We start from the raw sequence: 23,908 nt of genomic DNA, 5'->3' as shown, positions 1-23,908 counted from the left end.
GTCAGCGAACGATCCCGCGTGCCGATGCCGAAATGAATTCGTGGAATGGTGCGACTTCCGATTGCTCCGCGGCGATTTCTGCCACTCGCCCACGCGCCTCGTCGAGGCTCAGGCCCGACCGGTAGAGCGCCCGATACGCGCGCTTGACCGCAGCGATCGCTTCCACCGAGAACCCGCGCCGCCGTAGACCTTCGCTGTTTATCCCATGCGGCTTGGCCGGATTTCCGGCCACCGTCACGAACGGAGGCAGATCCTGCAACAGCACCGTACCCACGCCGCAGAAGCTATGCGCGCCGACGCGTACGAATTGGTGCACCCCGGTGAATCCACCCAGGATCGCCCAGTCGCCGACATGAACGTGGCCCGCGAGCGTCGCGTTGTTCGCGAAGATCGTGTTGTTCCCCACGTGGCAATCGTGCGCAAAATGCACGTAGGCCATGACCCAGTTGTCGTTACCAACACGGGTGACGCCGGCATCCTGACTCGTGCCGACGTTGAACGAGCAGAACTCTCGGATCGTGTTGCGATCGCCGATCTCGAGCCGTGTCGGCTCGTCGTCGTACTTCTTGTCCTGCGGCGCAGCACCGATCGAGCAAAACTGGAAGATCTCGTTGTCGCGCCCGATCTGCGTGCGCCCTTCGATCACCACGTGCGGCCCGACGCGAGTGTTGTCGCCGATCTCGACGTGTTCGCCGATGACCGAGTACGGACCGACATTCACGTTGGCTCCCAGCTTCGCGCCGGGATGGACGATGGCGGTCGGATGGATCATGAGAGGGTCTTCAGCGCACACATCAGTTCCGCTTCCGCGGCCACCTCGCCGCCCACGCGTGCTACGCCCTTGTACTTGTAGATGTTGCGCTTGCCGTGCGTAATCTCGACGTCGAACACCAACTGATCGCCCGGAACCACCGGCCGCTTGAAGCGGACGTTGTCGATCCCGGCGAAATACACCACCGAGTTCTCGTCCGGCTTGATGCCCATGGTCTTGAACGACAACAGCGCTGCAGCTTGTGCCATCGCTTCGACGATCAGCACTCCCGGCATCACGGGGTGGTGCGGGAAATGTCCTGGAAAGAACGGCTCGTTCATCGTGACGTTCTTCAGCGCCAGGATGCGCTTGCCTTCCTCCAGCTCGAGCACACGATCCACCAGGAGGAAGGGATAGCGATGCGGCAGGTACTGGAGAATTTCGTTGATATCCATGGATTACTCTTGCTTTCGTTCTTCGAGACGTTGTTCGAGGGCGCGTATTCTATCTACGAGCGCGTCCAGATGGCGAAGATGCGCAAAATTCCGCACCCAGTCCGCATGTCCCTGCAGGGGCAGGTTCGCGGTATAGACGCCGGGGCGGGTGATCGACTTGGTGACGAGCGTGCCTGACGACACGACGACGTCATCAGCGATCCGCAGATGTCCAATGATGCCGGCCTGTCCCCCGATCATGCAGCGCGCACCGATCGTAGTACTCCCGGCTATCCCGACGCAGCCCGCGACCGCTGTATTTTCTCCGATGCGGACGTTGTGGGCGATCTGGATCTGATTGTCCAGCTTCACGCCGTCGGCAATCACCGTGTCATCCAGCGCACCACGGTCGATGGTCGTATTGGCGCCGACCTCGACCCGGTTTCCGATCACCACCCGTCCCACTTGCGGAATCTTGACCCAGTTCCCGTCGCGCTCACGGGCGAAGCCGAAGCCGTCGGCGCCGATCACCGCGCCCGAGTGGACGACGCAGTCATCGCCAATCACGCATTTGTGATAAATCGTGACGTTAGCATGCAACCGCGTTCCGACTCCGATCCTCGCGCCCCTGCCGACGCTGCAACCCGGACCGATCACCACGCCCTCACCGATGCTCACGTCGGGCCCGATCGATGCACCGGCAGCGACACACACGGAAGCGGGGATCGGAGACTCGACCGACGCGCTGCCGTGCACACCCGGCACCGAGACATCGCCCGGATTGAAGAGCTGCGCGACGCGCGCGAAATAGATGTAGGGATCCGGCGTGACGATTCGGGGACGATCGGTCAGGTCTCGCGCCGCCGGCGCAACAATGACCGCCGATGCCCGGCAATCCTTCAGCCGCGACTGGTACTTTGGATTGGCGAGGAACGCCAGGTCCCCGACTTCAGCCTGATCGAGCGTTGCCACGCGTCCGACCCGGGTCGCGGGGTCGCCCACGACTTCGCCGCCTAGTCGGGCAACCAGTTCCTCCAGCGAAAACAGCACGTCGCAGAAACCTTACTTGGTATCGGCGAGCGCCTTGATGACCTTGTCGGTGATGTCGATCCGCGGGCTGGCGTACACCGCCTCCTGGAGGATCACATCATATTTTTCCGCCTCGGCGATCTGCTTAATCGTGCGGTTCGCACGGTCGAGCACCGAAGCGAGTTCCTCGTTGCGTCGCTGGTTCAGATCTTCTCGAAATTCGCGTTGCTTCCGCTGGAAATCACGATTCAGGTCGTTGAAGGAGCGTTCCTTCGTCCGACGATCCGACTCGGCCATCGTCACCCCGTTGCGCTCGAGATCCTCCTGGACCGATTGCAAGTCCTTACCCATGCGCTGCAATTCCTGATCACGCTTTTCGAACTCCTTTTCGAGGCGTTGCTGCGCACGAACCGCAGGGGCCGCTTCGCGCATCACTCGGTCCGAGTTCACGAACCCGATCTTGGATTCCGCAAAAGCGGCAGGCGCGACAATGGTCAGCAGAGCAGCTGCGAGAAACGACAGGGTCTTCACTTTCACTTCTTGTATCTCCAACGGAACCGGGCTTGTTTCGTTCGTTCAGAATACCGAACCCAGCTGGAACTGGAATTTTTGCAGTTTGTCGCCTTCTTCCTTCTTCAGCGGGATACCCAAACTGAACTTGAGCGGCCCGATCGGCGACCCCCAGGAGAAGGCTAAACCGGTACTGTAGCGCAGGTCGCTGAACTTTAGCTTGTCAGTCTCACCCCAAACGGTACCGGCATCGACGAACGCGGACAGACGGAACGAACGGTCCGTGCCCGATCCTGGCAGCGGGAAATAGAATTCCGCATTGCCAAGAATCCGCCGATTGCCGCCGAGCGCATCGTGCGTCACGGAATCCTTCGGGCCGATCGAGCTCTGCTCGAAACCACGGATCGAACCGATACCGCCGGCGTAGAAATTCTTGTAGAACGGGAGCACCTTGTCGCCGTAGCCCTTCGCCCAACCCACATCGGCGTTCAGCATCAGCGCATAGTCGCGGCCGATCGGGAACCACTGCTGGTTCTGGTAGCTGATCTTGCCGTACTGCACGGCGCCCGGCGGCACCGCCACTTCGGCGTGCACCTTCTGATAGCTGCCGGAACGCGGATAGATCACGCTGTCGCGCTTGTCCCGCGACCAGCCGGCGCTCGCGACCAGGCTCGTGACGTTATCGCAGTTGAAATCGTCCTTCGCCGGATCGCAGAAATTCAGATATTGCTGCGGGCTGTCCGTAAAGGTCGAGATGACCGTGCGGTCTGCCGCGAGGCCGAAGTTGATCGAGTCATCCTCGCCGATCGGGAAGCCGAAACGCAAACCCGCCCCCGTCGAGACCGTCTTGTAGCGACCGACCGACAGCGACGTGGACGGATCATAGGTGCGGTGGTACAGATCCCAGCCGAGGCTCACCCCGTCGACCGTGTAGTACGGATTCGTGAACGACAGCGCATACGTACGGCTCGATTTGCTGGTATTGAGGCCCAGCGTCAAGGAGTTGCCCGTACCGAACAGGTTCTGCTGCGACACGGAGGCGGACAGCACGATCTTTTCGGAACTGGAGAAGCCGGCACCGACCGACAGCGTGCCCGTCGCGCGCTCCTTGACATTGAAGTTGACGTCGACCTGGTCTGTCGTTCCCGGCACCGCCGGCGTCTCAACGTTGACTTCCTCGAAATACCCCAGGCGGTCGATCCGAGTGCGCGAGCGGTTGATCTGCTCGGCGTCGTACCAGGCGCCTTCCATCTGCCGCATCTCACGGCGGACAACTTCGTCACGCGTCTTCGTGTTGCCTCCGACATTGATCCGACGCACGTATACGCGACGCCCCGGGTCAACGAAGATCGTAAAGGCGACTTCGCGCTTGTCCTTGTCCACCTCAGGAGAGGCATTTACGTTCGCAAAGGCATAACCTTCATTGCCGAGGCGATCCGCCACCGCCTTGGTGGTCTCGGTGAGCCGCTCGCGAGAGAAGATTTCACCAGGCCGGATCGTGACAAGCTTACGATATTCCTCTTCGGGAAGTACCAGGTCACCGGCAAAACGCACCGCCGAAACGGTGTAACGCTCTCCCTCCGTGATGCTGAGGGTGATGTAAATGTCCTTCTTGTCGGGCGTAATCGATACCTGCGTGGAATCGATATTGAAATCCAGGTAACCGCGATTCAGGTAATACGAGCGCAGATTCTCAAGGTCCGCCGACAGCTTCTGCCTCGAGTACTGATCATTCTTCGTATACCAGGTCAGCCAGCCGGGAGTCGTTAATTGGAACAGGTCGAGAAGCTCCTTTTCCTTGAACGTCTTGTTCCCGATGATGCTGATCTGGCGAATCTTGGCCACTTCGCCTTCATCGACCTTGAAATTGATCCCGACACGGTTTCGCTCTAGGGGCGTAACGGTCGTCTCAATCACCGCTGCATATTTTCCACGGCTCAGATACTGGCGTTTGAGTTCCTGCTCAGCGCGATCAAGCAAGGCGCGATCGAAGATGCGCGATTCAGCCAGACCGACCTCTTTGAGGCCCTTCTTTAGCTGATCCTTGTCGAACTCCTTCACTCCGACGAAGTCGATCTGTGCGATCGCCGGCCGTTCATCGACGATGACGACCAGCACATCGTTCTCGACCTCGATCCGCACGTCCTTGAAAAACCCGGTGGCGAACAAGCCGCGAATCGCGTCCGCTGCCTGGGTTTCCGTGAAGGTCTCCCCGACGCGAACCGGGAGATAATTGAAGACGGTGCCGGCCTCGGTGCGCTGAAGACCTTCGACGCGGATATCCTTGACCTTGAACGGCTCGAATGCGAAAGCCGGCGCGGCGGCAAACAGGGCCATAACAAGCCCGGAGAGGAGCTTCTGTTTCATCGAGGATTTAGCCGGAAATGAGACGATTTATGTCGTTGTAGAAGGCGAACGCCATGAGCATCGCGAGCAAGATCAAGCCGATCTGTTGACCGACCTCCATGATCCGCTCCGGAATTGGGCCGCCCTTGATAATCTCTATCACATAATACAGTAAATGCCCGCCATCCAGCACTGGGATGGGCAGGAGGTTCAGCACGCCAAGGCTGATGCTGATGAGCGCAATAAACTTCAGATAATGGCCCAAGCCCAACTTTGCAGACTGACCCGCATAGTCGGCAATCGTAACGGGCCCGGAAAGATTTCGCCACGAGACTTCGCCTGTCAGCATGCGGCCGATCATTTTGAGACTCAAGGTGCTCGTTTCCCACGTCTGCTTCAGCGCCTTCCCCAAACCTTCCGCTGGACCATAGTGGACGATCACGAAGACCGAGTCGTCGCCCGCGGCGGGCTCCGCCACCGCAACCCCGATCTTTCCGACACGGCGCCCCTGCTCTTCAGCGACATCGGGAACCAAAGTCACCGACACCTCTTTGCCCAACCGGAAAATCTCCGCCGGGAGCGACGTACCGGCATGTTCGCGCACCCGCTCGACCACCTCCACCCATGAGGTGACGGGCTTGCCGCCGAGCATCACGAATCGGTCCCCCGGGAGCAAACCGGCCCGCGAACCCGCAGCTCCGTCGATCACCTTGCCGATGACCGGATCGATGGGCGGCCGCCACAGTTTCAAACCGAGATCGGCAATGACATCGCGCTCGCCGTCCTCGATGTGCGTGCCGGACAGGTCAATGTGTCGATCGGTTTCGACGTCGGCGAGAGTCCGCACACGCAGCTTCACCTCCCGCGCGTCGAGTGCGTGTTGCAACAGGGCCCAGCGCAACTCGGGCCAGCTACGGACCGGCTCATCATCCACCTCGAGCACCAGGTCGCCCTCTTGAACGCCAGCCAGGGCGGCAATGGTGGACGCTTCCGCCGCCGCAAGCCGCGGTTTGAGTTCCTGGGTCCCACCGACGAACAATCCCCAGTACAGAACGACCGCAAGCAGGAGGTTGGCCAGAGGACCCGCTGCGACGATCGCGAAGCGGCGCAGCACGTGCTGGCGATTGAAGGCGCGATGAAGCTCGCCTGGAGCGACCGCCCCCTCCCGCTCGTCGAGCATCTTGACGTAGCCGCCCAGCGGAAATGCCGCAAGCGCCCACTCCGTACTGTCCGCGCCAGCCGTCCAACGGACGAGCGGACGGCCGAAACCGATCGAAAACCGCAAGACCTTCACACCGCACAATCTGGCGATCAGATAGTGCCCAAGCTCATGAACGAGGATGAGCAGCCCTAAGGCCAGAAGGAAGGGGATCAGGTAATCAAACAGGTTCATCGGCGAACTTGGCGTGCCGCGAGTTCCGCACGGGCGAGCTCCCTCGCCCGGGCATCGGTTGCGAGAATCGATTCCAGCGAATCGACCGATAATCCTTGCGCGCGTTCCATCGTCGCCGCAATGACATCGGCGATACATTGAAATGGCAGCTGTCGCTCAAGAAAGGCCGCTACCGCGATCTCGTTTGCAGCATTCAGCACGGCCGGAGCAGCGCCCCCGGCCCGTAGGGCCTGGTAGGCGAGGTCGAGACATGGGAAACGACGAACATCAGGACGCTCGAACGTCAGACGCGCGATCTCGAACAAGTCCAGCGAACGCACGCCTGCTTCGATGCGATCGGGGTAAGCCATGGCATGCGCAATGGGCGTACGCATATCCGGATTTCCCAACTGCGCCAGCACTGAGCCGTCCGCGTACTCCACCATCGAATGGATGACGCTCTGCGGATGCACGACGACATCGATCCGCTCTGGGGGCACGCCGAACAGCCAATGGGCTTCGATGACTTCGAGCCCTTTGTTCATCATTGTCGCGGAATCGACCGATATCTTCCGCCCCATGACCCAGTTGGGATGAGCGCAGGCTTCTTCCGGCGTGACATCCTGGAGACTTTCGAGCGAACGCTCACGAAACGGACCACCCGATGCAGTCAGCAGTATGCGCTGGATCCCGCAGGCGTCGGCATTGCGGGCGTAGCTCGAGGGCATCGCCTGGAAGACGGCGTTGTGCTCGCTATCGATGGGAAGCAGCTCGGCGCCGCTTTCCGAAATCGCATCCATGAAGAGCCGCCCGGACAGGACGAGCGCCTCCTTGTTCGCAAGGAGAACCCGCTTTCCGGCACGCGCGGCTGCCAGGGCAGATGGCAATCCGGCCGCGCCGACGATCGCGGCCATCACCGTATCAACTTCCGCGTGCGCGGCAACATCAACGAGCGCATCGGCCCCGAACAATACTTCCGTACATACGTCGCTGCCGGCCAGCATCTTGCGCAGCTGAGCAGCACCCGCAGCGTCACCCATCACGGCAAAGCGAGGGCGGAACTTGGCACACAGTTCGGCCATTCGCTCGGCTTGGACATGCGCGGTAAGTGCTACAGCCTCAAACCGGTCCGGATGACGCGCGATGACATCGAGCGTGCTCATCCCGATCGAGCCGGTCGCGCCTAGCACTGCTACGCGTTGAATTCTTGTTTCGGTCATCTGTGACTATGCGAGCCAGAGAGCCGCGAGGCCGACCAGCGGAAGCGTGGATGTGAGGCTGTCGATTCGGTCGAGAATCCCGCCGTGCCCGGGAAGAATCGTTCCGCTGTCCTTCAAGCCCGCTTGGCGCTTGAGCAGCGACTCGAACAGATCCCCCTGGATACTGACGGCCGTGTAGGCAATCAACAGCGGAAACAGGAGAGGCAAGGAGATGGCGCGAATGGCCTCTACCTTGCTGGTCGTCGCAATAATCAGACCGAACAGACACACTCCCGCAACCGCACCGGCAGCCCCTTCCCACGTTTTCCCAGGACTGATGTTCGGCGCCAGCTTGTGCCGCCCAAGCGCTCTGCCGGTGAAATAGGCCGAGATATCCGCGACAGACACCGCTGCGATCGCGCCAAGAAGAAGCCACGGGTCTACCAGCCGCAGGTGTGCCATCGCCAGCGCGGGCGGCAGCAGCACGACTGCCCCTACCGACACGGCACCAGGAATGCTACCGAGGTGCCACTTTCGCTTAAGCCAGAACGGGACGGCGCAAAGCCAAAACAGTGCGCCCGCGAGATAGAAACCCGCAACCGGAAGCGGTGCCTCCTGCAAATCCTCTGCAAGACCGCTTGCGCCCCCGACCAGCAGACATGCGCCTGCCATCAACACGGCAAATGTCATCCGCTGAGGACGCGAAAACCGTGCAAGTCCGCCCCATTCCCAGCTGGCTCCAGCACAGATCAATGCGACCAGGATGAGCCATCCAGCCGGCGGAAGAAAGAAGACGGCGGACAACAGACCGCCCAGCAGGACAAAGGCCGTAATTACTCGGGTTCTAAGCATGATTCCCCGGTACGCCTTCGGCCGTCGAAGTGCTCACGCGCTTTTCCGTTTCCCGCAATTGCTCGCTGGTTCTTCCAAAACGGCGCTCGCGCGACTGATACGACTGAATCGCATGCCCCAAGGCGTCATCATCGAAATCCGGCCACAAGGTGTCCGTGAAATACAGTTCTGAATACGCCAACTGCCAAAGGAGGAAGTTGCTGATACGCTGCTCTCCGCCGGTGCGGATAAACAGATCCGGCTCGGGACCATAATTCAGCGCAAGCTCGCCGCTCAATTCGTCCTCTGTAAAATCGCCCCTGCGCTCCGGGTACTTGGCGAGCAACCGATTGATCGCCTGCATGATGTCCCAGCGGCCGCCGTAATTCGCAGCGACGGTCAGGGTCAGCCCTTCATTGCCCGCCGTCAGCGCTTCGGCCTTTCGGATCAGTTCGACCAAGGCAGGGTCGAAGCGGGAAAGATCGCCGATAACGCGGAAACGGATTCCGTTTTCATGCAATCGAACGACCTCCTTCTGCAGCGAACGCATGAATAGCTGCATCAGGAACGACACTTCATCCGCCGGACGCCGCCAATTCTCGGAACTGAATGCAAAGAGAGTCAGATAGGACACTCCGCGTTCAATGCAACCGCGGATCGTGCTGCGCAAAGCCTCCACGCCACGTCCGTGCCCGGCGACCCGAGGCAGGAAGCGCTTTCGTGCCCAGCGGCCGTTACCATCCATGATAATGGCGATATGCCGCGGTACTGCCGAAACGACCGGCACGTCACGCGTAGAACTGGTAAAAGGTGACCTCGCCATTCCGCGCTCCCCGCGTGCCGTCCGGTAATGCAAATCGATCCCGACGGGATCAAATCTGCATCAGTTCCTGTTCTTTCTGGGCGAGCAGCTTGTCGACCTCACCGATGTACTTGTCGGTCAGCTTCTGAACGTCGTCTTGCGCCCGGCGCTCGTCGTCTTCGGAGATCGTCTTGTCCTTTACGGCATCCTTGAGCTGCTGGTTTGCATCGCGGCGCAGGTTCCGCACGGCAACCTTCGCGGTCTCGCCTTCGTGGCGGACAACCTTCGTCAGGTCGCGGCGACGCTCCTCGGTCAGCGCCGGCATAGGCACGCGAAGCATTTCACCCATGTTCGACGGGTTCAGGCCCAGATCGCTTTCGCGAATCGCCTTCTCGATCTTCGCCAGCATGGGCTTTTCCCACGCCTGGACGCCGATCGTGCGGGCGTCTGCCAGCGTCACGTTCGCGACCTGATTGATCGGCACCATACTGCCATAGTATTCCACCATCACGTGATCGAGCAGACCGGTATGGGCTCGTCCGGTACGGACCTTGGCCAAGTCCGTCTTGAGCACATCGATCGACTTCTGCATCTTCTGCTCGATCGCTTTCTTGAGTTCGGCAATCATCATCGAGCCCTCAGGAATGAACCAGCGTGCCTTCGTCCTGACCAAGCACGACACGCTTGAGTGCCCCCGACTTGAAGATCGAGAACACGTTGATCGGTAGCTTCTGATCCCTGCACAGGGCGAACGCGGTCGTATCCATGACCTCCAGGTTGCGCCCGATTGCTTCGTCGAAACTGATTCGGTGGTACCGCTTTGCGTCCGGGTCCTTTTTCGGGTCGGCCGTATAAACGCCGTCGACCTTGGTCGCCTTCAGGACGATCTGTGCGGCCATTTCCGAACCGCGCAACGCCGCCGCGGTGTCGGTCGTAAAGAACGGATTACCGGTACCCGCCGCGAAAATTACAACACGGCCTTCTTCAAGATGCCGTATGGCGCGCCCGCGAATATAGGGCTCGACGACTTGGTCTATCCGCAGAGCAGACTGCACTCGCGCTTCGACTCCAGCGCGACGCAGCGCATCGGCGAGCGCCATGGCATTCATGACGGTCGCCAGCATCCCCATGTAATCGGCCGTTGCACGATCCATGCCCGATGCGGCGCCCTTCATCCCGCGAAAAATGTTGCCGCCCCCGATCACGACTCCCACCTGCACACCGAGACTTTGCACCTCGGCGATTTCGGCGACGATGCGACCGACGACGTCCTCGTTGATTCCGTACGCGTCGTCACCCATCAGGGCTTCGCCGGACAGTTTCAACATGATTCGCTTATAGGCGGCAACACTCATCGCTTACCTCTTACTTCTTTGCAGCAGCAGCTTGCGCGGCAACTTCGGCGGCGAAGTCGTTCACCTTCTTCTCGATGCCTTCGCCAACCAGATAGAGCGTGAAGCCTGCGACGGAAGCATTGCGCGACTTGGCCAGCGCTTCGATGGTGAGCTTGTCGTCCTTGACGAACGGCTGGCTCAGCAGCGTGACTTCCTTCAGGAACTTCTGCACGCTGCCTTCCGCGATCTTCTCGAGCATCGCGTCGGGCTTGCCAGCTTCGCGCGCCTTCTCGATCGCGATCCGACGCTCGGTGTCGATCAGCTCGGACGAAACTTCAGCGGCGGTCAGTGCCTTGGGCTTGGCAGCAGCGACGTGCATCGCGATGTCCTTGCCCAGCGCTTCGTCGCCACCGACGAGATCCACCAGCACGCCAATCTTGGCGCCACCGTGAATGTAGTTGGCGACGGCGCCCTTGGCATCGACGCGAGTGAAACGACGAACGGTGATGTTCTCGCCGATCTTGCCAACGAGCGCCGTACGGACGGCCTCGACGGACTGGCCGTTCAGATCGAGCGCCGCCACCGCGCCCACGTCGGCTGGATTGTTCTTCGCGACGAGCTCGGCGACCGAGGCGGCGAACGCGAGGAAGTCATCGTTCTTGGCGACGAAGTCGGTTTCGCAGTTCACTTCCACCATCGCGGCGAGCTTGCGGTCCGCGGACAGGTAGGTCGAGACGATGCCTTCAGCCGTCACGCGCGATGCAGCCTTGCTCGCCTTGTTACCCAACTTCACGCGGAGGATCTCTTCGGCCTTCGCGAGGTCGCCGGCAGCTTCAGTCAGCGCCTTCTTGCATTCCATCATGGGCGCGTCGGTCTTCTCGCGCAGTTCCTTGACCATGCTTGCGGTAATTTCCGCCATGCTAACTCCTGAATTACGAATTCAATGCGTTGTCATCGACAACCGGGAAGGCTCAGGCCTGATCGTCCGCGCCTTCTTCTTCGACTTCGACGAACTCGTCGGAGCCGCCGGCAACGATGTCCTGCATGGCCAGCGCACGACCTTCGAGTACGGCATCGGCAACGCCACGGGCGTAGAGACGGATCGCGCGCGACGAATCGTCGTTACCGGGAATGATGTAATCCACGCCTTCGGGCGAGTGGTTCGTATCGACCACGGCGATGACCGGAATACCGAGCTTCTTGGCTTCGGTGACGGCGATCTTGTGATAGCCGACGTCGATCACGAACAGCGCGTCGGGCAGGCCGCCCATATCCTTGATGCCGCCGATACTCTTCTGCAGCTTGTCCATTTCGCGCGACGCCATCAGCGCTTCCTTCTTGGAAAGGCGCTCGATCGAACCGTCTTCGACCATGGCTTCCATTTCCTTCAGGCGCTTGATCGACTGCTTGACCGTCTTGAAGTTGGTCAGCATGCCGCCCAGCCAGCGCTCGTCAACGAACGGAACACCTGCACGGCGAGCTTCTTCCGCAACGATTTCACGCGACTGACGCTTCGTGCCGACCATCAGCACATTGCCGCGATTGGCGGAAAGCTTGCGGATGTAATCCATTGCCTCGTTGTACTTGGCAAGCGTCTTCTCGAGGTTGACGATGTGGATCTTGTTGCGCTGGCCGAAGATATACGGGGCCATGCGCGGGTTCCAGAAGCGGGTTTGGTGACCAAAGTGGATGCCAGCTTCCAGCATCTGGCGCATCGTGACGGACATGTGTTACTCCAAATCAAAGGGTTGAACCTCCGCCCGGCACGACGGCGTTTGACCGTCACCACCGCCATCAGGCATTGAGCCGGACAGCGGACCCTTTCGGCGCACTGCCGGGCGTGGGGATTTTGCCCGCACGCAAAGGCGGACAAGCCCGAGATGATAACAGCTTCAACCCCACCCACTCAAGGCGAGCATACAAGCGGACCTCCTCAGGCCGACGCGGGCAATTTGCTGCGACCCGCTCCATGCGCTAGCCTTCCTCCTTTAGCGAATTAGCTTCGGACCCCCGACAAATGAGCATCACGATAAAAACACCCGACGAAATCGAGAAAATGCGCGTCGCCGGCCGACTCGCCGCCGAAGTTCTCGACTACATCGCCCCCTTCGTCAAACCCGGCGTGACAACCGGCGAGCTGGATCAGCTATGTCATGAGTATATGGTCAACGTCCAACAGACCATTCCCGCTCCGCTGAACTACGCCCCCCCCGGCTATCCGCCCTATCCCAAGTCGATCTGCACTTCGATCAACCATCAAGTGTGCCACGGCGTACCGGGCCCGAAGGCACTCAAGAAGGGCGATATCGTCAACCTCGACATCACCGTCATCAAGGACGGATACCATGGCGATACCAGTCGCATGTTCATCGTAGGAGATGGAAGTATCCTGGCCAGGCGCCTTTGCCAAGTGACCCTTGAGTGTCTGTGGCTGGGCATTTCCGTCGTCAAGCCGGGCGCACGACTTGGCGACATCGGCCAGATCATCCAGAAGCATGCCGAAGACAGTGGTTTTTCGGTTGTAAGGGAGTTCTGCGGTCACGGAATCGGACTCAAATTCCATGAGGAGCCCCAAGTCCTGCACTACGGCAAAGCTGGAACCGGGCCCGAATTGCTTCCCGGCATGACCTTTACCATCGAACCGATGATCAACGCGGGCAAGGCGGCCATCTCCGAACTGCCGGACGGCTGGACCATAGTGACCAAGGATCGCAGCCTGTCGGCCCAATGGGAACACACGATCCTCATTACGCCGACAGGTTTCGAGGTCCTCACGGTCTCACCCGACTGCCCTCCTCCACCGGCACTCGTTGCCCCACTTCTTTCCTGAGCGGAAGCCAAGAACGGGATGAGCGTAATATCGATCGACGCAATCCAGGCGGCCATTGCGAACGCACGCGGGTCCCTCGCCGCCGGCGGTGCGCGCATCCGCGCCGCCTATGAGGTGCATCCGGCCACCACGGCAGTCTTGCGCGGCAGAGCGCACCTCGTCGATGAAGCCGTCCTGCACCTCTGGCGCATTTGCGGAATACCTGCCGATGCTGCACTTGTCGCGGTCGGGGGTTATGGGCGCGGCGAGCTTTTCCCTCATTCAGACGTTGACCTCCTGGTCCTCCTTCCATCCGAACCCGACAGCGCGCTCCAGGCCAGCCTTTCCACCCTAATCGGCGCGCTGTGGGACGTTGGACTGGAAATCGGTCAAAGCGTGCGTACGATCGAAGAATGCCTCGCCGCCGCAGACCAAGACATCACGGTTCAGACAAACCTCCTCGAAGCTCGCCTCCTCGCCGGCAATCGAACGTTGTTCGATCGGTTCGCAAACGAATACCGCGAGCGACTCGACGTGCGCGCCTTCTTCAAGGCCAAGCAACTCGAACAGGAAAATCGCTACGCACGCTTCAACGACACGCCATACGCGCTAGAGCCGAACTGCAAGGAAAGCCCGGGCGGCATGCGGGATCTGCAAATGCTCGGATGGATTGCCCGCGCCGCGGGTCTGGGACGCAATTGGCGCGACCTCGCCCGGCGACGCCTGATCACGGGTGCCGAGGCGACGGATCTGCGCAGCATCGAACGCTTCCTCCAACACGTCCGCATCCGATTGCACTACTTGGCGGGACGCGCCGAGGATCGGCTCCTGTTCGACCATCAGGAGAAGCTCGCGCGCGCCTTCGGTGTGGAGGCCACGGCCGGCAAGCGCGCCTCCGAAGTGTTCATGCAGCGCTACTACGTGAACGCGAAGAAGATCACGCAGACCAACACGATCCTGTTGCAAAACTACGGCGCCGAGATCTTCCCGAACCGTGGCGGGCCGGCCATAGTCATCAACGAACGCTTCCAGGCAGTACGCGAACTGCTGGACATGCGCACGGAAGACACTTTCGAGAACCACCCTTCGGCCCTGCTGGAGTGTTTTCTCCTGCTGCAGCAGCGCTCGGAACTGAAAGGCATGACGGCGCGCACCTTACGCGCGCTGTGGCTGAATCGTAAACGCATCAACGCGAGCTTCCGCGCCGACCCGAAAAACCAGGCCCTGTTCCTAGAACTGCTGCAGCAACGCCGCGGCATCGTGCACGAATTTCGGCGCATGAATCAATATGGCATCCTGAGTGGCTACCTCCCGCCGTGGCGCAGGATCGTCGGCCAGATGCAGCACGACCTGTTCCACGTCTACACGGTGGATCAGCACATCATGATGGTGCTGCGCAACGTCCGGCGATTCACGATGGGCGAACATGCACACGAATACCCGTTGATGACGCGCCTGATTCTCGGCTTCGAGCGGGCTTGGCTGCTCTACATCGCTGCGCTATACCACGATGTCGCGAAGGGACGAGGCGGTGATCATTCGAAGCTCGGAATGGTCGAGGCGCGCGAATTCTGCGAAACGCACAACCTTTCGCAGAAGGACGCCGATCTTGTCGTATGGCTGGTCGAACACCACCTTACGATGTCGCATGTCGCTCAGAAGGAGGACACGTCGGACCCGGAGGTGATTCGCCGGTTTGCCGACACGGTCGGCGAGGAGCGTCGCCTTGTTGCGCTCTACCTCCTCACCCACGCCGACATCCGTGGAACCAGCCCGAAAGTCTGGAATGGCTGGAAGGGAAAGCTGCTCGAGGATCTGTTCTTCGCCACACAGAAACTGCTACGCGGCGCGACGCCGCAGCAAGCTCTCGGACTGGACGACCGACAGGAAAATGCCCGCGCCCTGCTCCGCTATTACGGACTGCGCCCAGGAATGGAGGACGCGTTCTGGAAGCAGCTAGATGCCGTCTATTTCATGCGCCATTCGGCCGAGGAAATCGCCTGGCATTCGCGGATGCTCTATTTTCGCCCCGATGCCGACGAACCGGTCGTCAAGGCGCGGGTCCCTGAAGAAAACCAGGGCGTCCAGGTCATGGTCTTCACGCGCGACCAGAAGGATCTGTTCGTGCGACTGACCGGCTTCTTCGGGCGACTGGGGTTCTCGATCCTGGACGCGAAAGTGCACACGACCCGTCACGGCTATGCGCTCGACAGCTTCGTCCTGCAAGATCCTGGTAACGACTTGCATTACCGCGACATGATCACGCTCATCGAGCACGACCTCGCGGAGCGTCTGACGAAACCTGCTGCGCCCGATCGACCCGCGACCGGTCGCCTCTCGCGCCAGGTGAAGCACTTTCCGATCACCCCACAGATCAGCATCCAGCCCGACGATTCAGGCAAGCACCATATACTGTCGCTGGTCGCTGCGGACCGCCCCGGGCTGCTGTTTTCGGTGGCCGAAGTCCTGGCCCAGCATGAAATCCGGCTTTACACGGCAAAGATCGCGACCCTCGGCGAGCGAGTCGAAGACACCTTCCTGGTCAGCGGCCAAGCGCTCTCGATCGATTCACGCGTCCTGCAGATCGAGCGAGAACTCCTCGAGCGACTCCAGCTCTAGCAGTCAGTGCCCTTTGCCGTGAAGGCGGTCCATCAATGCATAGAGCAGACCGGAAACGACAAACGTCAAATGAATACCGACCATCCACGCAAGGTGGCGGTCGGGCAGATTTCCGACGTTCATGAAGGCCTTCAGCAATTCAATACCGGAGATCGCTACGATCGAGCCGATAAGCTTGATTTTCAGGTCGGAAAAGCCGATGTGTCCCATCCATTCGGGACGGTCTGCATGCGAATGCAGATCCTCCATCTTCGACACGAAGTTCTCATAGCCGCTGAACATGATGATCACCAATAGACTCATGATCAGTGCGATATCCACCAGCGACAGCACGCCGATGATCATTTCGCCGCCCGTCGCTTCCATGATGTTGGCGAACAGGTGATAGATCTCCTTGCCGAACTTCACGAGCAGCACAACAAGCGCCAGGACAAGGCCCATATACACAGGCGCCATCAGCCATCGGCTGGCAAACAGCGCATGCTCGAAGGCAGATTCAATACGTTTCATTGTCTAGCCGAAGTATGTTGGGGCCGGGCATTTTAGCAGCGCTATCGTCGCACCGCCCCTCCCGCCGAGGCAGAGAGATCTCTCCTGCATCAGCAAGCGGTCATTCGGATCGGCCGGGCCCGGCGTTTTGCCTCCGGATGGGGGATTGCCGTGGATGTCCCCCCGCGCGGGAAACGCGACTGCCGATCACTATCCCGAAAACAGCGAGAGCGATTGCATTCGCGACGCCGGACGCGGCATGAAGCCCATGCAGCGCCGGTGCAAATGACGCGACCCGCAGTGCCAACGATAGGTGCAGAAGCACTAGCGGAAAATACATCGCGGGATGATAGGCGATGCGCACGCGCGCGACGGCCGGCAGGATGATTGGCGCATGGCCGAACACCATCGCGACCACGAACCCAAGCCCTACCGCGTGCAGCGCCGCGTCACGCCATGGCACGCCCACCTCCAAGCCGCCCAATGCCGCCAGAACACCGCCAAAGGCCAGCCAGCCATAGCCTGACAGCAGGCAGACCGCAATGAAGCGCGTAAGGCCGCTCTGCCTGACGTTGTGACGCGCAATGTCGTACCGTGCGAGCCACAAGGCAAGCAACAGCAGGCCAAGACCGAAGACCCGATTTCCGACGTCCGGCATATGGAACGACATCAGGCACCCGGCCGAAACGACGCCGACCGCAAGAAGAAACATAGGCAGCGCCGCACGCTTCCGTGGCAACAAACGCGTCAACTCAAGACGCTCGCCGGCAATCGTGATCACAAGGAAGCCGAGCCAGGCAGCCACCGGCAGCGCCCCCTCTGCACGGAATGCCCACACAAGGTTCCCCACGAGCCAACACAGTGCGGCCAGGAGCAACGTCACCGTATGAGCCGCCAGATGACGCCGTATCACCTCAATACTCGCGGCAACGAGAACAGCACTACCGCAGACAAACAAGAGCGCAGCCGCCTCCGGAGGCAATCCTACCACCAGCGCGACGCCACCCAAGGCACAGGCCGCCGGCGCGAGATAAACCCAGGCGCCGCCAAGGGCGACGGCGCGCTCCAGGCTGATAACGGTGCCGAAGAAGGCGCACACCATCAGCGGCCCGTGCACCGCTGCGAGAATGGACGCCTGCAGCGGCGTCGGAACGCCGAGGCGAGCGATACCAGCCATCACAGCCGCGATCAGGATCATCACGGCCGGCAAAAGAAGTATCAGTCGGCTACGCATATATGAAGTCGCGGACCGAACCGACTCACCATCCAAAATGTTTGCGCGCTTCCGGCGTCATCAACTCCGGACTCCAGGGCGGCTCCCAGACCAGCATCACCCGGATTCGAATGTCCTGAGGCACAGCAGGGTCCAGCACTGAATCGATATCCGAGACAATCACGTCGCCGAGAGGGCAGGCCGGGGATGTCATGGTCAGACGAATGAGCAATTCGTCGTCAGCGAATTCAAGGCCGTATATCAACCCCAGGTCAACGATATTGATGCCGACCTCCGGATCAATAACCTGCCGCAGCAATTCCCTGATTTGGTCTAGATCAATAGCGCCAGAAGCGTCCGACATAATTTGCCATCCATTTGGCACGCGGACCGCAGCACATCAAATTACGACATGCAGTCCGTCAGCCGCGCGTGTGTTTTCGAAAGCCGAACTCCGCCGGGGAGCCCGCACTCAACAATCAATAAGGAGAATAGCGCCAGCGCTTCCGCGGGACAACATTAAGCCGGACATACGGCACGGGACGCAAAACACAGTTGGAGGGCGCAACTTCGCTCTGAACGAAAGCCGATATTGAAATAGGGGCGAAACAAAACAGGCGCCTGAAGGCGCCTGTTTTTGCTGTAGCTTGGGGCGACATACCGGGATCGAACCGGTGACAACTGGAGCCACAAGACCGGGTTCTAAGCTAGTAAATCAAACACTTACGTCACTTTTATTTCAACACAACGCCGCGCCAAACCCAGTGACGGCGCGGAACTACGGCGGAGTTTTCAAAGGCCGTCGGGTGTAAGCTGGCTGATGCCGATGTCCTTATCCACACGACAGTCACCACCGGATGCTACCAAGTAATCACCACTCGGATCGATCGGCGAGAGCAGCCGCACGGCCGCATCCTCGGCAAGATCCGATGGGTCCCCCATGACACTGAGAGGCTGAACAGTAGTCTCCACCACGTTGAAGCTCTCCGTCGGCAGTCAATGCTCCGGTTCCGTTGGCGTCAGCCAGTTCTCCGTCACCACTTCGAGGTACCTTGCGAAGTCCTTCGTGTTGTTGGTGACGACCGTAACGCCGAGCGCCACCGCATGGGCTGCAATCAACTTGTCGAGATGATCCTTCTTGCTCTCGCGAGAGGCCAGTCGGATCGGGCCATACGCAAGTGCAGCCTCGGCATCAAACGGCATGACGGGGATATCCTGAGCGAGGTCGTCGAGATTGGCGCGCTCGCGCTCCGGATCGGCCGAGGCCGCTACGCCGTATTGAAGTTCGGCAAAGGTGATTGCTGACATCACGACATCCCCCACATAGCACTGGGCAAAACGTCGAGCGACCTCCTCGGGATGGTTCTTCATCAGATAGATGCACATGTTGGTGTCGAGCATGTACCGCGCCATCACAGCGAATCCCTTTCGGCTTGCTCCTGATCGCCGCGACCTTCAGCCATGAAGTCCGGGGAGAACCTCGCGAACTTGGCCATCACACCAGCGAGAGACCGACGAGCGGGACGAATGCGCAACTCGTCGCCAACGCGTTCGATTTCCAGCTCGATGTCGGTGCGTTCGAAAGCCAGGTCCGATGGAATGCGCACGGCCTGTGAATTGCCGTTCTTGAATGCGCGCGTGGTGCGCATGGGAAGCTCCTGCGGTGGATGTACGATGTATGTACACTAGTCTGGGAGAACTATCTTGTAAATACGACGGATGTACATGCAGGAACCTTGCTTCCCGTCACCGTGATCAGGGCCACCCCGCCCTTCGCCGCCGAGCCACGCCCGTGGGGAGATGTTCACGATGCGGCATGGTTGCTTTCCGACAAAGCCGCGACAATCGATAAATCACACGGACTTGCTTGAGCTTTACTCAAGTCAGCGCAAGCCACGATGGAACGCACCGCGGACTTCCCTGACTAAGAAATGAGGCGCTTTGCGGAGTGGTTCATGCGTCTCTTCGCGACGGGGATGAACGCTTGCGCGGGTGCCGCCTCGCGGGCCCCCTCGGTCATCGGGCTGCAAGGAGGCGGAACATGGACGGAGCCAAGGACGAAAGCACGCGGCCCCCTGAAGCGGCCTGCGTGTCCATCGAGGACTACAAGCGCCTGTACCGGGCCTTGAAGACGCTGAGCGCCGGCAACCGGACGCTTGCGCGCGCGGTCGACGAAGAAGCCCTGCTGCAGGACATGTGCCACGCCATCGTCGATCAGGGCGGTTACCGCATGGCATGGATCGGCTACGCGGACCGCGACGAGAAACGGACCATCCGGATGATGGCGTGTGCTGGGGCCGAGGAAGGGATCTGGGAGTTTTTCCCGCTGTCGTGGGCCGACGAAATCAAGCATCCCACGGCACTCGCGATCCGCAGCGGCGCACCGCGCGTGAGCCATCTCGTGCAGGAGGATCCCGCGCTCGCATTCCTGCACGCCGAGCAGCGCAAACGCGGCTACGTGGCCGTAAGTGCCTTTCCGTTGATCATCGACGGCCAGGTGGAGGGTAATCTCACCATCATCGCCGGCGACAAGGACGCCTTCGGGAACGAGGAGGTCAACGTGCTCAGCGAACTTGCCGAGGACGTGGCGTTCGGCATCGGAGCCCTCCGCGCGCGCAATCGCCAGCTGGAGGCCGAAGCGGCCTTGCAGCGCGTGGCCCTGTACGACCCGGTGACCGACCTGCCCAACCGTTCGCTGTTCCACAAACGACTCGGCGAGTTGATCGCGCGATCGCCGCGAACGCCTCGCCCGTTTGCCGTCAGCATCGTCGCGCTCGACCAGTTCCGCGAGGTCAACGAGTTGCTCGGGGCGCAGCACGGCAACGAACTGCTGGTCCAGGCTGCGGCAATCCTGCGCCCTCTTCTCGACGACGAGGACCTGCTCGCGCGGGTCAGCGACGACGAGTTTGCAGTGCTGTGGCGCGACACTGACGCCGAGCGCGCGGGGCAGAGAGCAGTCCGCGTTCTCGCGGCCTTCGACCAACCGCTCAAACTGTCCGGCTTCGCAATCGACGCGCGGCCGCGCGTCGGGATCGCGCTGTTCCCCGGCCACGGCCCCGGCCCGGACGCCCTCATGCGACGTGCGGCGCTGGCTTCGCGCGAGGCACGCCAGAGCCCAGGCAACTTCGCCATCTTCACCGGAAACCTGGACCGCGACTGCAACCGCAACCTGTCGCTGGTCGCCGAGCTGCATCACGCGATCGCCGACGAGCAACTGCGCCTGTACTGCCAGCCCAAGGTCGACATCGCCACCGGCATCCCCTGCGGCGCCGAAGCGCTGGTGCGCTGGGCCCATCCCGAGCACGGGCTGATCGGGCCGGACCGCTTCATCAAGATGGCTGAGAAGGCCGGCCTGATCACACCGCTCACGAACTGGGTGCTGGGCGAGGCCTTTCGACAGGTCTACACTTGGCAGTCCGACGGCATCGCGGTACCGCTGGCCATCAACCTATCCACGAGGGACCTCCTCGACTCCCGCCTCGTGGACCGCATCCGCGGGCTCTTCCTCACCTGGGGCGTCGACGCGGGGAACGTCCAGTTCGAAATCACCGAAAGCGCACTGCTGGAGGATCCGCGCGGGTCGCTCGAGACGCTCAAGCGCCTCAGGGACTTGGGCGTCCACCTCGCGATCGATGACTTCGGCACCGGCTTTTCCAGCCTCACTTATCTGCAGCGCTTGCCGACGGACTCGATCAAGATCGACCAGTCCTTCGTCGGCCGCATGCTCGAGCACGAAGGCTCGGACGCGATCGTGCGCTCGACGATCGACCTCGGCCACGACCTGGGCCTCAGCGTGATCGCCGAAGGCGTCGAGGACCAGGCGACATGGACCCGCCTGGCCGCGCTCAAGTGCGACGTTGCCCAGGGCTACTTCATCAGCCAGCCGCTGCCCGCGGAGGAGTTCGCGAGCTGGCATCTGCCCGAAGACATGTTCCACGCGACGCTACACTGACTGCCGCGCCGCGGTGGCGTCCGGTGATTGGCGATGGATCAGCAGCATCACGGCTGCGGCGAGTGCGAACGCACCGACCTGGATCGCCAGCATCGGCACCGCCGTTCCCGCATAGAGTCGCACTGCGACGTAGCCGAACAGCGCAGCGCCGAACATTTGCAGACAGCCGAGCAATCCGGCCGCGAGCCCCGCGCGCTGACCTTGGGGCGTCACTGCGCCGGCAATGGCGCTCGGAATCACGAGACCAGCCCCGAAGGCCAGCGGCAGCTGCGGCAGGAGCAGCTGGAGCAGTGTCGGTTGCGAGCCCGCGGCCACCATCAGCGCCGCGAGCGCCGAGACCAACGAGATGCCGAGCCCGATGCGCAGCGTTCTGACCACTCCCCCACGCTTCGACAGGAATTGCGCTGCCACCATGCCGACACCGTCGCCGCCGACGAACTGCACGTCACGCCCGGCGCCGTCAGCCGGCAGATCCGGTCGCTCGAGGAAACGCTCGGCATCCGACTGCTGCACCGCGGCCATCGCCAGATCACGCTGACCGGATCGGGCGAGGACTACTACCGCGCGGTGACGAAGGCCATGGTCGCATCCCGCCCCCGGCGATTCACTCTCGTTGCCCCTTCGTGGTTTTGTGACAGAATTCGCTTCCTGACGACAGGAAGGGAAGTACGGAAAGATGATCATTTCAGGGTTTCAAAATCTCTTGGAGACTGCTCGCCGGCAACCCGAGCCGCAGCGTTTGTTGTTCGTTTTCGTGCGGGCCGAATTGCCTGAAGGCGCCTCTGCAGAAGAAAAGCGGATCTTTGAAAATGGTCAGGGGGGCGCGCTCGTTCCCGTGATGTACGTAGACAAGAAAACCAACGAAATCCAGAGCTTCGCTGAACTGGTGGAAGAATCGCGCCACACCGGACAATCCTGGGACATGGTGTTTGTCGGCTGCCTAAGCGGGCAAGGACGCAGAGAACCGAGCGACGAGGCGACGCAGCAGGCACTGGAAACCATGGTCAAGTCGATTCAGGGCGGAGTGGTCAAGCATCTGCTGACCTATCGCCCGGACGGGCAGCAAGTCACCCTGCCCTAAGCACCGCCGCCAACGGCAGCAACGAGTCGGTCCGGGCTGGAGACGGCTGCGGACTCATCCTCTCGCAGCGCCCCCCTTCGCGAGGGCTGCTCTGCCTCGATACCCTACCTGGCCGGCCCCCTCACCGTGATCGCCCGCCCTCCTTTGGGCGCCGCTGCTGGTGCCCCATCGCGCCGGCGGCAACTGCACACACTCCGAGGTCGCGCCGCGGCTGTCGACTACGGCCAGTACCGCGGATCGTCGCGGCCAAGGGGCCGTCATCGCCGCGCTCGCGGCCGACCCGCGCGATCCATGCCATCCGGGCAGAATCGCGCCCCGGGGCGGGGACCCCTCAGGCACGCGCACGGTACTGACGCGCCAGCCAGCGGCTCAGGCCGTCCAGCCCGGGGAACAGCACCCGCTCGGTGATATTGCACTGATCGAGCTTGTCGCGGATCTCCCACTTGAGGGCCGCCGGCACGACGATCTTGCGGCACAGCGCCGGGTGCCGCGCGATCCAGTCGTCCACGCCGGCCGCCGCCGAGGACATCACCGAGAACAGCGCGTATTGGTTCGCGATGCGGTCGTCGATCGACGGCGGCTCGAAGAACAGCAGAAAGGACTGCGCGGACATGGCCTCGAGGCTGTCCAGCGTCGTCACGGTGTGCGCGAGCATCTCGGTCGTGAAGGCGTTCGCCCCCTCGCGGTCGAGCGCGTCGCGCACCACGGCGGGCAGCAGGCGGTGGGCGCGCTCGTAGTTGATGGACCAGATCGCGCCGTCACACTCCATCGCTTCGGCGCGGGCGGTCGCGAAGTGCATCGCGACCAGTGGCGAGTGCGTCCAGTCGAGGAGGCGCGTCGGCAGGCCGTGGTGCTGCGCGACCGAGAGCCAGTGCCACAGGGAGTCGCGCTCGACGACGTCGCGGTGGGCGTACTTGATGAAGTTGCGGATCAGATGGCGCTCGAGCCGCGCGCTGTCGCCGCCCAGCCGGGCGAGGCTGGTCGCAAGGCGATGGCCCGCATCGTCCAGGCCGCGGAAAGCGCAGGGCGAGCGGTAGCGAAGGATGCGCTCGTTCCACGCGCCCTCGAAGAGCAGCGCCTGCAGGTCGCTCCACGACTGCGCGACGCAGATTTGCATCGCCCTCTCCCGCCCGCCGG

At 61.4% G+C, this 23,908-nt stretch carries 25 protein-coding genes; 5 read left to right on the top strand and 20 right to left on the bottom strand.

Annotation, left to right across the window (positions count from 1 at the left end; translation table 11 throughout):
• Window position 1 precedes the first annotated feature (1 nt).
• The 13 genes from lpxA to rpsB are packed head-to-tail and all read right to left on the bottom strand — an operon-like array spanning window position 2 to window position 12,335.
• The gene (gene lpxA / locus VJ673_RS18980) at window positions 2–772 is read right to left on the bottom strand and encodes an acyl-ACP--UDP-N-acetylglucosamine O-acyltransferase (RefSeq protein ID WP_324127725.1); all 771 of its coding nucleotides are present in this window, start codon (window positions 770–772) and stop codon (window positions 2–4) included.
• On the bottom strand, window positions 769–1,206 hold the full coding sequence (fabZ, locus tag VJ673_RS18975; RefSeq protein WP_324127724.1) for a 3-hydroxyacyl-ACP dehydratase FabZ: 438 nt from the start codon (window positions 1,204–1,206) through the stop codon (window positions 769–771). The genes lpxA and fabZ overlap by 4 nt, the downstream gene beginning before the upstream one ends.
• A gap of 3 nt (window positions 1,207–1,209) precedes the next feature.
• A complete protein-coding gene (gene lpxD, locus VJ673_RS18970; RefSeq protein WP_324127777.1) occupies window positions 1,210–2,232 on the bottom strand; it encodes a UDP-3-O-(3-hydroxymyristoyl)glucosamine N-acyltransferase in 1,023 nt (340 codons plus the stop codon).
• Between the two features lie 15 nt (window positions 2,233–2,247).
• Window positions 2,248–2,751 (bottom strand): OmpH/Skp family outer membrane protein, encoded by a 504-nt coding sequence (locus VJ673_RS18965; RefSeq protein ID WP_324127723.1) that lies wholly within the window; start codon window positions 2,749–2,751, stop codon window positions 2,248–2,250.
• A 39-nt stretch (window positions 2,752–2,790) separates the two neighbouring features.
• Complete coding sequence (gene bamA, locus VJ673_RS18960) at window positions 2,791–5,091, bottom strand: outer membrane protein assembly factor BamA (RefSeq protein ID WP_324127722.1); 2,301 nt, start codon at window positions 5,089–5,091, stop codon at window positions 2,791–2,793.
• A gap of 7 nt (window positions 5,092–5,098) precedes the next feature.
• Window positions 5,099–6,463 (bottom strand): RIP metalloprotease RseP, encoded by a 1,365-nt coding sequence (rseP, locus tag VJ673_RS18955; RefSeq protein WP_324127721.1) that lies wholly within the window; start codon window positions 6,461–6,463, stop codon window positions 5,099–5,101.
• The gene (ispC, locus tag VJ673_RS18950; protein ID WP_324127720.1) at window positions 6,460–7,662 is read right to left on the bottom strand and encodes a 1-deoxy-D-xylulose-5-phosphate reductoisomerase; all 1,203 of its coding nucleotides are present in this window, start codon (window positions 7,660–7,662) and stop codon (window positions 6,460–6,462) included. Before ispC ends, rseP begins: the two co-directional genes overlap by 4 nt.
• 6 nt (window positions 7,663–7,668) lie before the next feature.
• Entirely contained in the window at window positions 7,669–8,493 is an 825-nt protein-coding gene (locus tag VJ673_RS18945) for a phosphatidate cytidylyltransferase (RefSeq protein ID WP_324127719.1), read from the bottom strand.
• A complete protein-coding gene (gene uppS / locus VJ673_RS18940) occupies window positions 8,486–9,295 on the bottom strand; it encodes a polyprenyl diphosphate synthase (protein ID WP_324127718.1) in 810 nt (269 codons plus the stop codon). Before uppS ends, VJ673_RS18945 begins: the two co-directional genes overlap by 8 nt.
• A 49-nt stretch (window positions 9,296–9,344) precedes the next feature.
• Window positions 9,345–9,902, bottom strand: a complete 558-nt coding sequence (gene frr / locus VJ673_RS18935) for a ribosome recycling factor (protein WP_324127776.1) — start codon at window positions 9,900–9,902, stop codon at window positions 9,345–9,347.
• A 10-nt stretch (window positions 9,903–9,912) separates the two neighbouring features.
• Entirely contained in the window at window positions 9,913–10,629 is a 717-nt protein-coding gene (gene pyrH, locus VJ673_RS18930; RefSeq protein ID WP_324127717.1) for a UMP kinase, read from the bottom strand.
• Between the two features lie 10 nt (window positions 10,630–10,639).
• Window positions 10,640–11,527 (bottom strand): translation elongation factor Ts, encoded by an 888-nt coding sequence (gene tsf / locus VJ673_RS18925; protein WP_324127716.1) that lies wholly within the window; start codon window positions 11,525–11,527, stop codon window positions 10,640–10,642.
• A 52-nt stretch (window positions 11,528–11,579) separates the two neighbouring features.
• On the bottom strand, window positions 11,580–12,335 hold the full coding sequence (gene rpsB / locus VJ673_RS18920) for a 30S ribosomal protein S2 (RefSeq protein ID WP_324127715.1): 756 nt from the start codon (window positions 12,333–12,335) through the stop codon (window positions 11,580–11,582).
• A gap of 290 nt (window positions 12,336–12,625) precedes the next feature.
• Between rpsB and map the strand changes: the two genes are divergently transcribed.
• Complete coding sequence (gene map, locus VJ673_RS18915) at window positions 12,626–13,438, top strand: type I methionyl aminopeptidase (protein ID WP_324127714.1); 813 nt, start codon at window positions 12,626–12,628, stop codon at window positions 13,436–13,438.
• 18 nt (window positions 13,439–13,456) lie between these two features.
• On the top strand, window positions 13,457–16,036 hold the full coding sequence (locus VJ673_RS18910; protein ID WP_324127713.1) for a [protein-PII] uridylyltransferase: 2,580 nt from the start codon (window positions 13,457–13,459) through the stop codon (window positions 16,034–16,036).
• Between the two features lie 3 nt (window positions 16,037–16,039).
• Here the strand turns inward: VJ673_RS18910 and VJ673_RS18905 are convergent, their stop codons facing one another.
• The 5 genes from VJ673_RS18905 to VJ673_RS18885 form a co-directional block, all read right to left on the bottom strand.
• The gene (locus VJ673_RS18905) at window positions 16,040–16,546 is read right to left on the bottom strand and encodes a TIGR00645 family protein (protein ID WP_324127712.1); all 507 of its coding nucleotides are present in this window, start codon (window positions 16,544–16,546) and stop codon (window positions 16,040–16,042) included.
• Between the two features lie 100 nt (window positions 16,547–16,646).
• Entirely contained in the window at window positions 16,647–17,759 is a 1,113-nt protein-coding gene (locus tag VJ673_RS18900) for a DUF8744 domain-containing protein (RefSeq protein WP_491700808.1), read from the bottom strand.
• A gap of 25 nt (window positions 17,760–17,784) precedes the next feature.
• Entirely contained in the window at window positions 17,785–18,102 is a 318-nt protein-coding gene (locus tag VJ673_RS18895) for a metal-sulfur cluster assembly factor (protein ID WP_324127710.1), read from the bottom strand.
• A 632-nt stretch (window positions 18,103–18,734) separates the two neighbouring features.
• Window positions 18,735–19,139: a type II toxin-antitoxin system VapC family toxin gene (locus VJ673_RS18890; RefSeq protein WP_324127709.1), complete on the bottom strand. Its 405-nt coding sequence runs from the start codon at window positions 19,137–19,139 to the stop codon at window positions 18,735–18,737.
• 11 nt (window positions 19,140–19,150) lie between these two features.
• Complete coding sequence (locus VJ673_RS18885; protein WP_324127708.1) at window positions 19,151–19,387, bottom strand: antitoxin; 237 nt, start codon at window positions 19,385–19,387, stop codon at window positions 19,151–19,153.
• Window positions 19,388–19,779: 392 nt separating this feature from the next.
• Between VJ673_RS18885 and VJ673_RS18880 the strand changes: the two genes are divergently transcribed.
• On the top strand, window positions 19,780–21,690 hold the full coding sequence (locus tag VJ673_RS18880; protein WP_324127707.1) for a putative bifunctional diguanylate cyclase/phosphodiesterase: 1,911 nt from the start codon (window positions 19,780–19,782) through the stop codon (window positions 21,688–21,690).
• On the opposite strand, the gene VJ673_RS18875 is transcribed toward VJ673_RS18880, so the two are convergent.
• On the bottom strand, window positions 21,682–22,212 hold the full coding sequence (locus VJ673_RS18875) for an MFS transporter (protein WP_324127782.1): 531 nt from the start codon (window positions 22,210–22,212) through the stop codon (window positions 21,682–21,684). The genes VJ673_RS18880 and VJ673_RS18875 overlap by 9 nt on opposite strands.
• Here VJ673_RS18875 and VJ673_RS18870 point away from each other — a divergent pair.
• Together VJ673_RS18870 and VJ673_RS18865 are read left to right on the top strand one after the other, a co-directional pair.
• On the top strand, window positions 22,129–22,464 hold the full coding sequence (locus tag VJ673_RS18870; RefSeq protein WP_324127775.1) for a LysR family transcriptional regulator: 336 nt from the start codon (window positions 22,129–22,131) through the stop codon (window positions 22,462–22,464). The two genes, VJ673_RS18875 and VJ673_RS18870, sit on opposite strands and share 84 nt — an antisense overlap.
• Complete coding sequence (locus tag VJ673_RS18865) at window positions 22,367–22,771, top strand: ribonucleotide reductase subunit alpha (RefSeq protein ID WP_324127706.1); 405 nt, start codon at window positions 22,367–22,369, stop codon at window positions 22,769–22,771. Before VJ673_RS18870 ends, VJ673_RS18865 begins: the two co-directional genes overlap by 98 nt.
• 331 nt (window positions 22,772–23,102) lie before the next feature.
• Here the strand turns inward: VJ673_RS18865 and VJ673_RS18860 are convergent, their stop codons facing one another.
• On the bottom strand, window positions 23,103–23,888 hold the full coding sequence (locus tag VJ673_RS18860; RefSeq protein WP_324127705.1) for an FRG domain-containing protein: 786 nt from the start codon (window positions 23,886–23,888) through the stop codon (window positions 23,103–23,105).
• Window positions 23,889–23,908 lie beyond the last annotated feature (20 nt).

Origin of the sequence: Aromatoleum sp. (assembly GCF_035254505.1) — a bacterium.
Classification (GTDB): domain Bacteria; phylum Pseudomonadota; class Gammaproteobacteria; order Burkholderiales; family Rhodocyclaceae; genus Aromatoleum.
This window is presented reverse-complemented; position numbering and strand designations above follow the sequence as displayed.

Coding starts and splice junctions, on each gene's coding strand:
- lpxA (WP_324127725.1), bottom strand. CDS start 772: ATGATCCATCCGACCGCCATCGTCCATCCCGGCGCGAAGCTGGGAGCC.
- fabZ (WP_324127724.1), bottom strand. CDS start 1,206: ATGGATATCAACGAAATTCTCCAGTACCTGCCGCATCGCTATCCCTTC.
- bamA (WP_324127722.1), bottom strand. CDS start 5,091: ATGAAACAGAAGCTCCTCTCCGGGCTTGTTATGGCCCTGTTTGCCGCC.
- rseP (WP_324127721.1), bottom strand. CDS start 6,463: ATGAACCTGTTTGATTACCTGATCCCCTTCCTTCTGGCCTTAGGGCTG.
- ispC (WP_324127720.1), bottom strand. CDS start 7,662: ATGACCGAAACAAGAATTCAACGCGTAGCAGTGCTAGGCGCGACCGGC.
- VJ673_RS18945 (WP_324127719.1), bottom strand. CDS start 8,493: ATGCTTAGAACCCGAGTAATTACGGCCTTTGTCCTGCTGGGCGGTCTG.
- uppS (WP_324127718.1), bottom strand. CDS start 9,295: ATGGCGAGGTCACCTTTTACCAGTTCTACGCGTGACGTGCCGGTCGTT.
- frr (WP_324127776.1), bottom strand. CDS start 9,902: ATGATTGCCGAACTCAAGAAAGCGATCGAGCAGAAGATGCAGAAGTCG.
- pyrH (WP_324127717.1), bottom strand. CDS start 10,629: ATGAGTGTTGCCGCCTATAAGCGAATCATGTTGAAACTGTCCGGCGAA.
- tsf (WP_324127716.1), bottom strand. CDS start 11,527: ATGGCGGAAATTACCGCAAGCATGGTCAAGGAACTGCGCGAGAAGACC.
- rpsB (WP_324127715.1), bottom strand. CDS start 12,335: ATGTCCGTCACGATGCGCCAGATGCTGGAAGCTGGCATCCACTTTGGT.
- map (WP_324127714.1), top strand. CDS start 12,626: ATGAGCATCACGATAAAAACACCCGACGAAATCGAGAAAATGCGCGTC.
- VJ673_RS18910 (WP_324127713.1), top strand. CDS start 13,457: ATGAGCGTAATATCGATCGACGCAATCCAGGCGGCCATTGCGAACGCA.
- VJ673_RS18905 (WP_324127712.1), bottom strand. CDS start 16,546: ATGAAACGTATTGAATCTGCCTTCGAGCATGCGCTGTTTGCCAGCCGA.
- VJ673_RS18900 (WP_491700808.1), bottom strand. CDS start 17,759: ATGCGTAGCCGACTGATACTTCTTTTGCCGGCCGTGATGATCCTGATC.
- VJ673_RS18895 (WP_324127710.1), bottom strand. CDS start 18,102: ATGTCGGACGCTTCTGGCGCTATTGATCTAGACCAAATCAGGGAATTG.
- VJ673_RS18890 (WP_324127709.1), bottom strand. CDS start 19,139: ATGCTCGACACCAACATGTGCATCTATCTGATGAAGAACCATCCCGAG.
- VJ673_RS18885 (WP_324127708.1), bottom strand. CDS start 19,387: ATGCGCACCACGCGCGCATTCAAGAACGGCAATTCACAGGCCGTGCGC.
- VJ673_RS18880 (WP_324127707.1), top strand. CDS start 19,780: ATGGACGGAGCCAAGGACGAAAGCACGCGGCCCCCTGAAGCGGCCTGC.
- VJ673_RS18875 (WP_324127782.1), bottom strand. CDS start 22,212: ATGGCCGCGGTGCAGCAGTCGGATGCCGAGCGTTTCCTCGAGCGACCG.
- VJ673_RS18865 (WP_324127706.1), top strand. CDS start 22,367: ATGATCATTTCAGGGTTTCAAAATCTCTTGGAGACTGCTCGCCGGCAA.
- VJ673_RS18860 (WP_324127705.1), bottom strand. CDS start 23,888: ATGCAAATCTGCGTCGCGCAGTCGTGGAGCGACCTGCAGGCGCTGCTC.